This is a genomic window from Microbacterium sp. NPDC055988 (genome assembly GCF_042269505.1).
In the GTDB taxonomy this organism is placed as follows: Bacteria; Actinomycetota; Actinomycetes; order Actinomycetales; family Microbacteriaceae; genus Microbacterium.
On the sequence record NZ_JBHJXY010000001.1, the window covers coordinates 1,668,524 to 1,683,233 of the forward strand.

Sequence of the window (14,710 nt, forward strand, 5' to 3'; positions counted from 1 at the left end):
TAGCTCGTGCACTCGTGTGCAACCCGTGCACTCGCGGTCGTGGTGGCGGTGGCGGTGGCAGTGGCAGTGGCAGTGGCAGTGGCAGTCGCAGTGGCAGTGGCGGTGGCGGTGGTGCTCGTGCTCGTGTCGCCCAGTGCACGGCTTGTTGCCGAGTGCACGCCTTGATCTCGTGTGTAGCCCGTGCACTCGTGTACAACCCGTGCACTCGCGGTGGCGGTGGCGGTGGCGGTGGGCTGGCGGTGGCGCGCGGCGGTGGGCTGGGGGTGCGGTGGGGTGCGGGCGGCGAGTCCATGTGGGCGACTTTCGGCCAATGTTTGCGCTCGCTCTCGGCGGATGCTTGATATGGCCTCGGACGTCACTCTAGAGTGATAGCGCAAACATCGATGTGAATCGATGGCATCCATCTGCGACGCATCGGGGCGTCTGTTCTCCCGGGCTTCGCTCCGCTCGAGAGGCAAGACGTGTCGAAACCTTCCCGACCGCCCCGCACCGCCGTCGCCGTCAGCTCGCTGCTGGCGACCGCGCTCGCGTTCGGCGGTGTGTTCGCCCAGGCGCCCTCCGCGCAGGCCGCCGACCTCATCCCCGTGCCCAAGTCCGACTATCGCCTGCATGCGGTGTCGAGCGAATCCGATCCGTATCCGGCACCGCCGTCGCTCGACGGCACGGCGCTCGGGGCGTTCGACGGTGACTTCGGCACGCAGTGGACCTCGCGGTACTCCGTGAACGCGCCGTTCCCGCACTGGATCTCCGTCGACCTGCAGCGGTCGCTCTCGGTGAAGGCGCTCGACTACTCGGTGAAGCGCGGGCAGAGCGTCGCGGCGAAGACGGTCGAGGTCTACGTGACCGACGACGCCGCCGTCGCTCTCACCTCCCCGGCGGACGGCGGCTGGGGATCGGCCTCCGCCACGGCGACCCTGCACGCCCCGACCGCGAACGACGAGAAGCAGCGCATCGCGCTCGACGCCGCGAAGGACGGCCGCTACGTGGCCCTGCTCGTGATCGACGCACAGGGAACGACCGGTGGGGGTGCGGGCGAGATCGAGATCCTCTCGGACGAGGAGCTTCCGCCGATCCTCACCGAACCCGAGAACCCCTCGGCGGGCGAGACGATCGAGATCACCCGGGGCGGGACGACCGCGACCGTGGCGAAGGCCTTCCCGCAGATCACCGGCTACCGCATCGGCAGCACGACGTTCGGCGGACAGCGCACGTCATCCGAGAAGTGGGCCGTCAACGGCACCGCCTACGCCGCGGCGACCACAGCGACCGCGTCGGCATCCGGAGTCGACTATGTCTCGGTGCTCGACGGGATCGACGTCACGGTGCAGAGCACCATCCGCGTCACCGACGAGGGGACGGTCGAGTTCGAGGTCACCGGCGTCGAGGGATCGGCCGCCGTGAACACCCTCGGTCTGCCCGACAACGCGTTCCTCTCCTCGAGCGCGGCGGATGCCGGATCGGTCCTCGACCGCACCGTGATCAGCCCCGACAGCACGAAGAACGCCGACGAGCACATCGCCGTGAACGGGTCGACGGCCGTCGGCCAGAAGGGCGCGGCCTTCGCGTTCCTCGGAAACGGCACGCTCGTCGGCAGCGTCATCACCAACGCGACCACGCAGGCCTCCGGGGGAACCGCCTCCTGGAACACCCGCCTCACCACCCGCGTCACCGAGGCGGCAGGGCGCACGGCCGAGATCGGCTCCAACACCTGGCTGATCCACCCGACCACCGCGGTCGACGATCGTGTGAAGACGTTCGCGCTGCCCCGGGTGACGGTGCTCTTCACCGCTGACCGCAACGACGACTCCGCGGTCGACTGGCAGGATGCCGCGATCCGCTACCGCGAGGTCGACACCCCGCGGCTCGGAGCTGATCGCGTCGCCGAGCGCGTCGTCAGCCGCATCCCGTTCAACTTCGCCTCCAGCGCGACCAACTACTTCGACCTGGTGCTCGACAACACCAAGCGCATCGCGAACCAGACCGACGGCCTCGGCCAGTGGGTGCTCAACAAGGGCTACGGCAGCGAGGGCCATGACTCGGCGAACACCGACTACGGCGGGAACTACAACGAGCGCGCCGGTGGGCTCGCCGACCTGAACACCCTCGTCGACGAGGGCGCGAAGCTCAACGCCGACATGAGCGTGCACGTGAACGCCACCGAGATCTACCCGCAGGCGAACGCCTTCGACTCGGCGATCCTCGACGGCACGGCACCCTACAAGCCGGGCTGGAACTGGCTCGACCAGTCGTACTACATCAACCAGCAGACCGACCTCGGTACCGGGCGTGTGCTCGACCGCTTCCAGCAGCTGCGCGACGAGGTGCCCGGCCTCAGCGGCGTCTACATCGACGTGTACTACTCCAACGGCTGGGTCGCCGAAGAGCTCGCGGACGAGCTGAACGGCATGGACCTCGAGGTCGCGACCGAGTGGGGCGACAAGTTCGTCGACAGCACGGTCTGGTCGCACTGGCCGAACGACCTCGCCTACGGCGGCAAGGACAACAAGGGCATCAACTCCACCATGGTGCGCTTCATCCAGAACGGACAGGCGGACGTCTGGAACGACGACGCCCTGCTCGGCCAGCAGCGGCTGATCGACGCCGAGGGCTGGGTCGGCAACCGCAACTGGGACGGCTTCGTCGACAACATCTGGAAGCAGAGCCTGCCGACCAAGTTCCTGCAGCACTTCGACCTGCTCACCTACGAGGCGGGAGCCGAGGCGACGCTGACCGACGATGTCGCGGTGCGCATGGACGGAAGCACCAGGGTCGTCACGATGGAGGGGGCGACGGTGCTGCGCGGCGACTCGTACCTGCTGCCGTGGCAGTCGCTGGAGTCGAATGAGGATGCCGGCTCGCCGGTCGACGCCGACAAGATGTACTTCTACTCCGCATCGGGCGGCGAGAAGACGTTCGGTCTCACCGGGGCCTTCCGTGGAAACACCGCCTTCGACCTCTTCGAACTCGGTGACCAGGGGCGCGTCAAGGTCGGCACTGTCAACGCGACGGGTGGCGAGCTCACTCTCAGTGGCGACAAGGGCACGGCCTACGTCGTGGTGCCGCAGGGTGGCGCGCAGCGCGCTGCCGTCGAGTATCACGATGCCGGCCTCGACGACCCGGGGTTCAACTCCGGTTCGCTCGATGTCTGGCACCCGAAGGGCGATGTGACGATCGAGCGCACCGACCTGGGCAGCGCGAAGAACGAGTCCCGCGGCGACAACATCGCCGTGTTCGGAGCATCCGCATCGTCGATCTCGCAGACCGTGGCCGGGCTTAACCCCGGCCAGCGGTACGCGTTCTCCGCGCAGGTGCAGATCGACCCCACCGCGACCCGCGACGTGAGCGTCTCGGTCGACACCGGCTCCGGTGCGGTGACCCGCACCTGGAACCTCTCGCCGACCTACAACTACATGCGCGCGGATTCCAAGGCAGGTCAGTACTACCAGCGCGGTTCGACGTCGTTCCTGGCTCCGGCATCCGGCGAGGTCACGGTCTCGGTCGGTGCTGCCGCGGGTGACGCGAAGGTCCGCATCGACAACGCCCGCGTCTCGGCCGACACCACGTCGCCGTTCGCGGCCGGCACGGTGTACTCGAACGACTTCGAGGGCAACGAGGCGGGCTGGGGCCCGTTCGTGAAGGGCGACGCCAACGGCATCGACGATCCGCGCACCAGCATCTCGCGTCGTCACGATCCGTACGCGAGCAGCGACTGGCGCAACACCGCCAAGCCGTTCGATGCGGGTCCACTCGCCGGGCTGGCGGTGGACACCACCCTGACCGGCGAGCACTCGCTCATGTCGCACTCCGAGAACAACGGCGTTGTCTACCGCACCGACCCGACGCTCGTGCCGCTGCAGGCGGGGCACTCCTACCGCATCGGCTTCGACTACCAGGTCGGCGCGAGCGGGGCGTACCGCTGGCTCACCGGGACGGATGCCGTGGCGGGTGGCAAGATCACCTCGACCACGCTCAGCCGCACCGGAATCACGCAGGCGCTGGAGACGACGGAGTTCTCGCAGGATGTGATCGTCGGATGCGGTGACTACACCTGGGTGGGCCTCGAGCGGGTCGGCGGGCCGGACGTGGACTTCGTGCTCGACGACTTCACCGTCACCGATCTCGGCCCAACGACCGGCGGCACTCCCTGTGCGACCGTGTCCGGCGAAGCCGGCGTCTTGAGCCCCGGCGCCCAGACCGCATTCACCACCACCTTCACCAACAGCGAGCCCATCGCGGTCGAGAACATCGGCGTGCAGCTCGAGGTGCCGGAAGGCTACGCGGTCGAGGTCGCCGACGACTCCTCGAACCTGTTCGATGAGGTCGCGGCCGGCGACAGCGTGCAGACCACGTGGCTGGTCACCGCGCCGGCGGAGGCTGCCGGTACGACGGTCGGCATCGGGATCGCGGCGACGTACCTCGCGGACTGCGATGTGCGCACGGTCGGCACGACCCAGGAGGTGTCGGTGTCCTCGCGGGCCCGCATCCCCAACGCGCAGATCACCGCGTCGGCGAACTCCGAGGAGACCTCGGGCGAAGACGGTGCGGCCGCGAACATGCTCGACGGCGACGCCGGGTCGTTCTGGCACAGCCGGTGGAGTTCGGCCGCGACGTCGTACCCGCACGTGCTGACGTTCGACCTCGGTGACGCGGAGCAGGTCGACGGCATCTCGTACCTGCGCCGTGGGGCCAACCAGAACGGTCCGATCAAGGGCTACGAGGTCGCGGTGTCGACCGACGGTCAGGCGTACACCCCCGTCGCGACGGGCGAATGGAAGAACGTCGCCGAGTGGCAGGACGTGGACTTCGCGGAGACCACGGCCCGCTACATCCGGGTGATGGCCACCTCGTCGATCTCGGGCACGCAGTTCGCCGCCGTCGCCGAGATGGCCGTGTACGGCTCTTCTGCTCCGCAGGAAGGTCACGCCCCCGAGGCGCGTCCGACGGACGACCTGAGCGAGTGCAACCCGGTGACGGATCCGAAGCTCGGACTCGACGCCGACTCGGTGCGGGCCGGCGAGACGGTCGGCATGGAGCTCACGGGCTTCGCGCCGCGGTCGACGGTCTCGGTCTGGCTCGACGGCGAGAAGCTGACGGATGCCGCGGTCGATGCGAAGGGCGCCTTGACGACGCGACTGCTGATCCCGGCCGATGCCTCGGTCGGGAAGCACCGGGTGATCGTGCAGGACTCGGCGGGCGTCGAGCTCGCGAGTGCGGCGCTGAAGGTCAAGAAGGCAAAGCCCGGGAAGGATGCGCGCATCACGGCATCCATCGGCTCGGTCGCGGCCGGAGCGAGCCTGACCGTGCAGCTGAGCGGCTTCGACCCCGACGCGCTGGTTCAGCTCTGGCTGCATTCCGAGCCGGTGCGCATCGGCGAGGTGACGACGTCGGCTGCGGGCGACGCCGTGGCCACGGTGACGATTCCCGCGGCGACACCGGCGGGGGCGCACGCTCTCGTCGCGACGGATGCGCAGGGTGCGGAACTGGCGCGCGCGGACCTCGCGGTCACGGCGGGCGCGGAAGGCAGCCGGGGCGACCTCGCCACGACCGGTGCCGACGGAGCGCTCTGGGCCGGGGCGGCAGCGGTCGGTCTGGCCGCGGTCGCTCTCGGCCTGGTCCTCTGGCTGCGGAGACGCCGCCTGAGCTGATCCCGCCGACGCACGACGGCCCGGAGGAGTCTCCTCCGGGCCGTCGTGCTGTCCGCCTCCTGCATCCGCCCGCTGCATCCGCCCGCCTGCTGTCCGCCCTCTGCATCCACGTCCCCCGCCTCTCGCCCCTCGTGTCCGTCCTAGCGCCGCTCACTTCTTCCCGAGTGCACGGCTTGCTGCCGAGTGCACGGCTCAGCGACGTGAGCAACCCGTGCGTTCGTGAGCAACCCGTGCACTCGCGAACCATCCCACTCGCGAAGCCGTCGCTGCGTGCGCCATCGCGCTCCCGCTCATCTCTTCCCGAGTGCACGGCTTGCTGCCGAGTGCACGGCTCAGCGACGTGAGCAACCCGTGCACTTGCGACCAACCCGTGCACTCGCGAACCATGCCACTCGCGAACCATGCCACTCGCGAACCATGCCACTCGCGAACCATGCACGCACGCTCACGCAGAAGTCCGCCCTCAGCATGGTGCTGAGGGCGGACGGGATGGGGCGACGGCGGGGGAGGATCAGCCCTTCACTGCACCCGCGGCGAGGCCGGAGCGCCAGTACTTCTGCAGAGAGAAGAACAGCAGGATGAGGGGGATCACGCCGAGCAGGGCGCCGAGCATGACGGCACCCTTGTCGGGAGCGAAGTAGCTGACCATGCCGTAGAGGCCGAGCGTCACCGGCTTCAGATCCTGGCTCGAGATCATCATGAGCGGCAGCAGGAAGTTGTTCCAGGTGGCGACGAAGATGAACAGGAAGATGGTCACCATCGCGGGTCCCAGCAGCCGCAGCACGATCGTGAAGAAGATGCGTCCCTCGCCGGCGCCGTCGATGCGGGCGGCCTCGAGCAGCTCGGTCGGAACGGATGACTGCGCGTAGACCATGCCGAGGAACACTCCGAAGGGCGACACCGCCGAGGGGATGATGATCGCCCATATCGTGTTCGTCAACCCGAGCGCGTGGAACTCGATGTACAGCGGGACGGTCAGCAGTGCCACGGGGAGCAGGAGTCCCGCCATGATCACGCCCACGGCGATGCGCTTGCCGGGGAAGGCGAACTTCGCGATCGCGTAGCCGGCCATCACTGCGAACAGAGTGCCGATGACCCCCGCGCTCACGGAGTACAGCAGGGAGTTGCCCACCCAGCGCCAGAACAGCCCCTGGGTCCAGCCCATCAGGCTGTCGTAGTTGGTGTCGAGGTTCCACTCGGCGAACCAGAAGCCGAACGTCGACGTGAGGTCTGCGTTGTTCTTGGTCGATGCGACGATGAGCCAATAGACCGGCACCAGGAAGTACAGCGTCGCGATGACCAGCGCGATGATGCCGAACGCGCGGGCGACTGGGGTGGGCGCGATCGAGGGCGGCGGAGCATCCACGTCGGGCGCGCGGCGGGGGCGCCGGCGCGGGGATGCCTCGGTGGTGATGAGGCGTGTGGTGGTCATGCGTCGCCCTTTCGGCGCTGCAGCAGCGCGTAGACGATCGCGAGTACGCCCGCGATCAGAGCCATGAGCAGGGAGTATGCGGATGCCGGGCCGCTGCCCGACGGCGAGATCTCGCCCATCATCGTGTTGTAGGTGAGCATCATCGGGGTGAAGTCCTTACCCATCCACGAGTTCGCGGCCTGCAGCACCACCGGCTCGTTGAACAGCTGGATCGTGCCGATGATCGACAGCAGCACCGCGAGGAGTGCTGCTCCCCGCACCAGGGGCACCTTGATGCGCATCGAGATCTGGAATCCGGATGCTCCGTCGAGGCGAGCCGCTTCATAGAGGTCGCGCGGCACCGCCTGCAGGGCCGACAGGAAGATGAGCATGTTGTAGCCGGTGTACGTCCACGTGGTCATGTTGGCCATCGAGAACAGGATCGTCCCCGGCGCCATGAGGTCCGTGCCCTCCGGGAGATAGGGGAGGAAGGGCGAGACCGCCGGTGTGTAGAGGTAGAGCCACATCATCGCCGCGATGATGCCGGGCACCGCGAACGGCAGGAAGAAGGAGAGACGGAAGGCCGCGGGCCGGCGCACGATGAAGGAGTCCAGCAGCAGCGCCAGGCCGAGCGCGACGAGGATCATCACCGGGATCTGCAGCGCGGCGTAGAGGACGACTCGCCCCATCCCGGTCCAGAATGCGCCGTTGGTCGCCGCGGTGACGAAGTTCTCGATGCCGACGAACGTGTCGACGAGCTCGCCGCCGCCGTAGAGTCCGTCACCTGCCGGCACCTGCGCGAAGAATGACGAGCGGATCGACACGATGATCGGCACCAGGAAGACGACCACGAACAGCACGGCGAACGGCGTCATGAACAACCACCCCGTGAGCCCTTCGCGTCGGGTCCCGAACCGGCGTCGGCGGGCGGGGTCCGCGGGGGTGCGCGGTGTCGGCGCCGGTGCCGTCCCTCGCGTTTCGGTCACTGTGACCATGGTGTCGCCTCTCGATCTCAAGACGACGGCGGAGTGCACGATTGCACGTGCACTCCGCCGTCGATCATCCGATGATGCCTTCTCGTGCGCTCACTTCGCGACCGGGAGGCCGAGGTCATCCAGCGAGGCGACCGCCGTCTCCTGGGCCGTCGTGAAGATGTCGGCGACCGATGCGGTGCCGGCGACGGCGGCCGCGGCGGTCTCGTTCATCTTGGACAGCGTCGAGAAGCCCGGTGCGTACGGGAAGTCCGGGTTCAGGTTCTCGGTGGCCGTGCCGAGCTCGGCGAGCACATCCTGACCGCCGAACTGGCGAAGCATCTTCTCGGGGGTCTCCACGTCGCCCTTGGCGGCGACGACGAGTCCCTGCGAGGCGAGGTCGTCGACCTGCGTGTTGAGCCAGTCATTGAACTCCATGGCCTCGGCGGGGTGTTCGCAGCCCTTCAAGACCGAGACGCCGGAGCCGCCGTCGGGGCCGCTCATGGCGCCTGCACCGAAGTCGGGGAGCTGGGCGACGCGCCACTGCCCCTCGGCCGGCGTGCCGTCGAGGGAGTCGAGGAGGAACCCGGCCTCCCACGCGGCCCCGACGTGACCGATGAGGCTGCCGTCGTTGAGCGCTGCGGTGAAGCCTTCGCCCCAGCGCTCGGTCGCGAGAGTCTGCTTGCCGTCGAGGAGGCCCTGCCAGAAGGCGGCCACGCGCTCGGACCCCGCGCCCTCGGCGTCGACCTTCCACTCATCGCCGGCGGTGCCGAACCAGGTGTCGCCGGCGGCTGCCGACTGGGCGGAGAGCCAGTTCTGCGCTTCATCGGGCGTGAAGGCGGTGACGTACTTGCCGGCAGCGGCCGCCGCGGCGGAGTCGGCCGTGAGGTCGTCGAGCGTCTTCGGCGCGTCGAGGCCCAGTGCCGTGAACTCGGCCTCGTTGTAGAAGTAGACGAGGGGGCCGGTATCCTGCGGGAGGCCGACGATGGCGTCGCCGACCTTCATGCCGCTGAACGCTCCGGCGGAGAAGTCGTCTTCGTACTTCTTGGCCTCGTCCGCGACATCCTGCAGCAGTCCCTTGACGAACAGCTGCGGCACTTCCGAGTAGCCGGTCTGCGCGAGGCAGGGGCCGTTGCCGGCCTTCACGTCGGTCTCGAGCTTGAGGATCATGTCGCTCGACTTGCCGTCGAACTTCGTGGCCTTCACCTGGATGTCGGGGTGATCGGCGTTCCAGCGGTCGACGATCTCGGCGACGGGGGTCATGCCCTCGCCGTCGGGCAGACGGTGCAGGTACTCGATCGTGACGGGTTCGCTGCCGGCGCCGCTGTCGCCGGAATCGCCGGTCGAGCAGGCTGCGAGGCCGAAGGCCGACACCGCGCCGACCGCGACGATCGCGGCGGTACGGGTGAAGCGAGGGGTGATTGCCATGCTGTTCTCCTCTTTGAGGTCATGTTCTGCGGATCGCCCTGGGCGGGGGCCTGACGCCGAGGCATCATCGATCACATGCACATCAAATCAGAAAATGTTTGCGCTCACAAGCCTGGGCCAGGCAGGACTGAGCCGAAAATGAGTCGGCTCAAGAGAGCGCTGACATTCCTGTGCACGGGTCCCGAGAAGGTCAGTACGCGTGGACCTCGTCGTCGATGCGGATCACGCCACCCTGCACGACGCCGCCGTCCGAAGGCTCCCACCCGGGAAGCAGGAGCTGTCCGAGGGTCGGCTCCTGCTGTGCGAGTGCTCCGGTGAGGGTGGTGAGCACCTTGGCGTCCCGCACCCCGGTGTCGGGGTTCGCGTGGGTCGCGAGACAGCGCACGATGGGACCGGCCGCTCGGAAGCGCAGGTCTCCGATGCGCACCTCTCCGCTCCAGTCGAGTTCGCTCCACGGGCCGACGTCGTCGATCACGACGTTGGAGCGGAACCGTCGGTCATCGACGTGCATCCCGAGGGCGTCACCCAATGCATGAACGCTGCTTCGGCCGTGCACCGACACGTAGCCGCGGGGGCGATCCTGAAACCTGGAGGTCTCGCCGTCCCCCACGAGCGCGAGCGGGAGGCGCCCGGGGCGTCGGAGGCGTCGCCCCTCCGGGGTGCCGAGGACGAAGTCGGTGACGGCCTCCGCCAGCTTGCCGCGCCCGTCGTCATCTATCGACGCCTCCACGAGAACGCTGTCGCCGTGCTCGATGCGGATTCGCCGCGTGTCGTCGTCGTAGCTCGTGCGCAACGCGGCGAGTGCGGGGAAGTCCTGCAGTGCGAGCCCCTGGGACTTCGGCCAGTAGTCGAGGCCGTCTCGGTCCTCGGGTTCCGTGGCATTCGCGAAGCGGAAGGCCAGGACGCGGTCGGCGGCGACCCTGCCGTCCGGCTGCACGGTCAACGCGTCCCGACGCTCGGGAGTGAGCCCTTTGATCGGGTGGCGGTACAGTGCGACGACACGGGCCATGAGGAGATCCTCTCAGCTGCTGATGTCCACTCGCGACGAATGAGGGTTCGGCGTCTCGACGGGGATTCGCATCCGGACACGACGAAACACCCGCACGTGGTGTGCGGGTGTCACGAGGCAGAGCGGGCGGTCAGGCCTTCTCTAGCTCGTCCTCGTCTTCGTCTTCGTACTCATCGGCCCACTTGTCGACGTATGCGTCTTCGTCGGTCGGGTGAGCCAGCTCGCGCTCGAGCGCGGAGTAGTTCACCGACGGACTGTACGCCTTGAGTTCGCGGGCGATCTTGGTGTGTTTCGCCTTCTGACGGCCACGGCCCATGCGCGAGACCCCCTCACGAGTTAAGCCGCGGGTGTTTGAGGCCCGGGGCATTTCACGACACCGGCGCGAAGCCGGTAAGAGTAGCATTCAGAATAGCACGCGGGGAAGATGCACTGGCCGAGGCCAGTCTGGTGAAGGGAAACGATCTTCATGACCGACAACACTCCCACTCCGTCCGACGAAGCCGCACAGAACGCGGCGCTGCAGAAGGCCGTCATCGTCGGCATGCAGCTGGACCAGGATCCCCATGTGATCCACGAGGCCGTGCGCTACGCGCGATTGCTGAACGCGCCTCTCGTCGTCGCGCACGTGGACGTCACGCGGTTCGTCACCTACGAGGACCCCGACGGCTACGTGCACTCGGCCCCGATCGACATCAACTTCGACGCGGGTGCCGCCGAGTTCGAGGCGGTCGAGGCGTCTGCCGCGAAGATCCTGGCGGGGGTGGACGTCACCTGGACGGCGCGTCAGCTCGTCGGCGACCCGGCGCTCGCGATCAAGCAGCTCGCCAACAAGCTGGATTCATCGCTCATCGTCGTCGGCACCCGCAAGCGCGGCATCGGCGAATCGATCCGCGAGTTCTTCACGGGTTCGGTCGCAGCGCGGCTCGCGCACCGGCAGCATCGCTCGATCCTGGTCGTGCCGCTCGGCGAGTCGGTGCCGGATGAGCAGAAGGAGATCTGGCCGGAGTCCTAGAGGGCGAACGCGCAACAGCAGAGGGCCCCGTCGGCTGTTCGCCGACGGGGCCCTCTGCGTGTTCAGGATCCGGAGCTGCTCAGGGAGACCGTGACTCCCCGGGCCGCGTTGTCGAGCGCATCCTCCAGCTCGGTCACGACCGACGGAGACAGCGTGCCGCCCTTCGCGAGGTGCGTGCGCAGGTCGGTGCGCACCCGGGCGCGGAACGCGTTGATGACGGCATCCGCCCGGTGCATCTCCTCGCGACTGAGGAGCCGGGAGTCGTCTCCCGCCGTGCGCGGGCGGTTCTTGGCCGCGGTGCGCTCACCCTTCTCGGCAGCGGCGAGATCGGCGCGGAGGCTCTTCATCGCGTCCTGGACGCTCTGTCGGACCTCGCTCGCGATCAGTCGCACCGAATCGGTGAGACCCGCCTCGATGCCGGCGAGGTCGCCCTCGCGCGACGCGAGCTCCGCCCGACCGGCCTCGGTGATCGCGTAGATGGTGGTGCGGCCGTCGACGGTCTTGGTCACCAGACCCTCCTCCTCGAGCTTCGCGAGGCGGGGATAGATGGTGCCGGCGCTCGGCGTGTAGGTGCCGCCGGTGCGATCGGTCAGCGACTGGATGATGCCGTAGCCGTGCTGCGGCGCCTCGGCGAGGAGAGACAGCAGGTACAGGCGCAGGTCGCCGTGAGAGAAGACGGCGGGGCTCATGCTTCCCACTCCTCGTCTTCCGTGATCGAGGCCGGCGTGCGGCGGAGGACGGTGACGCCGCCGGAGACGGAGTTCGCGCGCAGGTCGACGAATCGTCCCGAGAGCTCGCCCTTCGTGCCGGTGTAGTTGCTGGGGCCGGAGGTGCTGCGCTCGACGCCGTCGATCAGCAGCCGACCGCTGAGGGAGCGGACGACGTAGTTGGCGGCCAGCGACTCGTCGAGGCGCACCGTGGTGCCGCCCGAGACGGAGTTGATGTTGATGGTGTTCACATCTCCCGCAGCATCCACGAGGGTGGAGCCCGAGACGATGTCGACGGTCGCCTTGCGCACGGCACCCGTGACGGCCACGTCGCCCGAGACGCTGTTCGCGTTGATCGAGCCCGTGAGGCCGCGCACCTGCACGTCGCCCGAGACCGAGTTGACCGTGAGGTCGCCGATCAGGGTGTCGACGATGATGTCGCCGGAGACGGTGTTGAGGCGGGCGTCGTTGCGGATGCCCGAGACGAGGGCGCCGGCGCTGACGACGCCGAGGTTGAGGGCGATCGAGCGGGGGACTGCGACGCTCACCTCGGCGCGGGGGCCGCCGGAGCCGAAGTTGCGGAAGACCTCGAGGAAGTTGTCCCAGCCCAGCTGCGGGTGGTCGATCTCGACCTCGCCGTCGTGGGACTCGATGCGGAGGTCTTTGGTGGTGACGCCGTGCACCTCGATGCGGATGCCCGGTTCGTCGTGGGCGATGATGTCGACCTGTCCTCCGACGAGGCCCACCTTGAGGCGGGTGACGGACTCGATGTCGATGACGCGTTCCTCGCCCGGGGCGATGAGCCACTTCTCGGTCATGTGTGCTTCTCCTGTGTGTAGGGTCACGATATATCGTGTGTGGCCAGCGTAACACGATATATCTCGATGTTGTCAAGCCTCCGCGTGAAGTTCGAACGAATCCCTCATGGGAGAGGAGGTCGTCAATGCGGCGGCCGCGCGTCCGTCCGGGGCCCGCGGGGCCGACCGGTAGTCTTCGACGGAAGGACTTCGAGGGGAGAAAACGTGGCCGGGCGATCGACGAAGCAGCCCATCGCCGACCGAATGTACGAGGTGCTGCTGCATCAGTTCATGTCGGGAGAGCGGGCGGCAGGGCAGAGCCTGAACATCGGAGCCCTGTCGCGCGAGCTGGACGTCAGCCAGACCCCGCTGCGTGAGGCGCTCGCGCGCCTGGAGCACACCGGGCTCGTCCAGCGCGAGGCGTTGCGCGGCTACCAGGTGGCCCCGGTCATGACGCGCGAAGAGGTGGAGCAACTGGGGGAGGCCCGCGTGCTGCTGGAGCCCCGTCTCGCGTACGAGGCCGCACTGCGCACGACGCCGGAGTTCCTGGAGGGGCTGCGTGAGGCGGTCGAGGACTTCCGCCGCTCGGCCGAGGTCGCCGACACCGAGACCGAGGGCTTCGACCTCTATTGGCGCAGCGACGCGCGCTTCCACATGATGATCGCGGCGCAGTCCGGCAATGCCTTCCTGGAGATGTCGTACGCCGCGCTCGGCGGGCAGATCCAACGGTTCCGGCTGTTCTCGAAGTTCGGCCGCACGGGCGCCGTCAGTGCGGCACCGGAGCACGATGCGGTCTATGAGGCGATCGTGGCCGGCGACGCCGACGGTGCTGCCGAAGCGATGCGCCACCACATCATCGGTGCGACCCAGAGGCTTCTCGAGGGCTGATTCCCTCCGCCGGGTGCCCGGTTTTGCGCTATACTATTTTTTGTGATGGCGCAGAACGAGGGACCCCAGTCGACGCCGACGGTCGGATCAGCCGGATCGTCGGGGTACATCGCGCGCCCGCTCGTCGAGGGCTTCCCCGGAAAGTCGAGTTCGCACGGGGCTTTCGGCTGGAGCAGCCTGTGGCTTCTCGACGACGGCGTGCGCCGGGTGCTCATCGATGCCGGCCAGCCTGCGTACATCCCCCTCATCCACGCGGGCCTCGAGCGTCTCGGACTGACGACGGACGACGTGACCGACGTGCTGCTGACCCACATGCACTGGGACCACGTCTCGAACTTCCCCATGTTCGCCCACGCGACCACCTGGGTCGGTGAGAAGGAGCTGCGTTGGGCAGCGGATCAGCCTGCGGGCACCCCGTTCATCCCCGACCTGCACGTGCAGGAACTGCTCCGACGCACCGACCGCGTCGAGCGCATGGCGGCCGGGCAGGAGGTGCTCCCGGGTGTCCACGCCATCGACAGCGCCGGGCACACCCCGCATCACCTCGCGTTCTATCTCGACCGTGCGCAGGAGAAGCGTGTGTTCGCGGGCGACGCGGTGAAGAACGTGTACGAGCTCGCCTCCGGGCGGGTCGATTCCACGCTGGACGCCGAGGCCAGTACCGCGACGATCGACGTGTTGCGCTCGCTGCTGACCGACACCGGGGCCGCGCTCGTTCCCGGGCACGATGTGGAGCTGCGCTGGGACGGACGCACCGCCCGGCGTCAGCGCCCCCAGCGGGCCGAGATCGGGTTCTTCGCCGACGCCTCGACGGGCGAAGAGGACCGCAGCATCGGCTGAGC

Annotated in this window: 11 protein-coding genes; 4 read left to right on the forward strand and 7 right to left on the reverse strand. The window is 68.2% G+C overall.

Annotated features, from left to right (window positions below; translation table 11 throughout):
- Positions 1 to 461 precede the first annotated feature (461 nt).
- A complete protein-coding gene (locus tag ACFC14_RS08115; RefSeq protein WP_376102772.1) occupies positions 462 to 5,645 on the forward strand; it encodes an endo-alpha-N-acetylgalactosaminidase family protein in 5,184 nt (1,727 codons plus the stop codon).
- 511 nt (positions 5,646 to 6,156) lie between these two features.
- Here the strand turns inward: ACFC14_RS08115 and ACFC14_RS08120 are convergent.
- The 5 genes from ACFC14_RS08120 to ACFC14_RS08140 form a co-directional block, all read right to left on the reverse strand.
- Complete coding sequence (locus ACFC14_RS08120; protein ID WP_376102774.1) at positions 6,157 to 7,077, reverse strand: carbohydrate ABC transporter permease; 921 nt, start codon at positions 7,075 to 7,077, stop codon at positions 6,157 to 6,159.
- The gene (locus tag ACFC14_RS08125) at positions 7,074 to 8,051 is read right to left on the reverse strand and encodes a carbohydrate ABC transporter permease (RefSeq protein ID WP_376102777.1); all 978 of its coding nucleotides are present in this window, start codon (positions 8,049 to 8,051) and stop codon (positions 7,074 to 7,076) included. Before ACFC14_RS08125 ends, ACFC14_RS08120 begins: the two co-directional genes overlap by 4 nt.
- A 90-nt stretch (positions 8,052 to 8,141) precedes the next feature.
- On the reverse strand, positions 8,142 to 9,455 hold the full coding sequence (locus ACFC14_RS08130; protein ID WP_376102780.1) for an ABC transporter substrate-binding protein: 1,314 nt from the start codon (positions 9,453 to 9,455) through the stop codon (positions 8,142 to 8,144).
- A gap of 190 nt (positions 9,456 to 9,645) precedes the next feature.
- On the reverse strand, positions 9,646 to 10,464 hold the full coding sequence (locus ACFC14_RS08135; protein ID WP_376102783.1) for an MOSC domain-containing protein: 819 nt from the start codon (positions 10,462 to 10,464) through the stop codon (positions 9,646 to 9,648).
- A 130-nt stretch (positions 10,465 to 10,594) separates the two neighbouring features.
- Complete coding sequence (locus tag ACFC14_RS08140; protein WP_029263716.1) at positions 10,595 to 10,780, reverse strand: DUF3073 domain-containing protein; 186 nt, start codon at positions 10,778 to 10,780, stop codon at positions 10,595 to 10,597.
- Between the two features lie 150 nt (positions 10,781 to 10,930).
- Here ACFC14_RS08140 and ACFC14_RS08145 point away from each other — a divergent pair, with 150 nt between their 5' ends.
- Positions 10,931 to 11,476, forward strand: coding sequence for a universal stress protein (locus ACFC14_RS08145; protein WP_376102785.1), 546 nt, complete (start codon positions 10,931 to 10,933; stop codon positions 11,474 to 11,476).
- 62 nt (positions 11,477 to 11,538) lie between these two features.
- Here the strand turns inward: ACFC14_RS08145 and ACFC14_RS08150 are convergent, their stop codons facing one another.
- Positions 11,539 to 12,165: a PadR family transcriptional regulator gene (locus ACFC14_RS08150; protein ID WP_136041098.1), complete on the reverse strand. Its 627-nt coding sequence runs from the start codon at positions 12,163 to 12,165 to the stop codon at positions 11,539 to 11,541.
- Positions 12,162 to 13,001, reverse strand: a complete 840-nt coding sequence (locus tag ACFC14_RS08155; RefSeq protein ID WP_136041097.1) for a DUF4097 family beta strand repeat-containing protein — start codon at positions 12,999 to 13,001, stop codon at positions 12,162 to 12,164. The genes ACFC14_RS08150 and ACFC14_RS08155 overlap by 4 nt, the downstream gene beginning before the upstream one ends.
- Before the next feature lie 204 nt (positions 13,002 to 13,205).
- Between ACFC14_RS08155 and ACFC14_RS08160 the strand changes: the two genes are divergently transcribed.
- Together ACFC14_RS08160 and ACFC14_RS08165 are read left to right on the forward strand one after the other, a co-directional pair.
- Positions 13,206 to 13,868, forward strand: coding sequence for a GntR family transcriptional regulator (locus tag ACFC14_RS08160; RefSeq protein ID WP_240745007.1), 663 nt, complete (start codon positions 13,206 to 13,208; stop codon positions 13,866 to 13,868).
- 45 nt (positions 13,869 to 13,913) lie between these two features.
- A complete protein-coding gene (locus ACFC14_RS08165; protein WP_376102789.1) occupies positions 13,914 to 14,708 on the forward strand; it encodes an MBL fold metallo-hydrolase in 795 nt (264 codons plus the stop codon).
- Positions 14,709 to 14,710 lie beyond the last annotated feature (2 nt).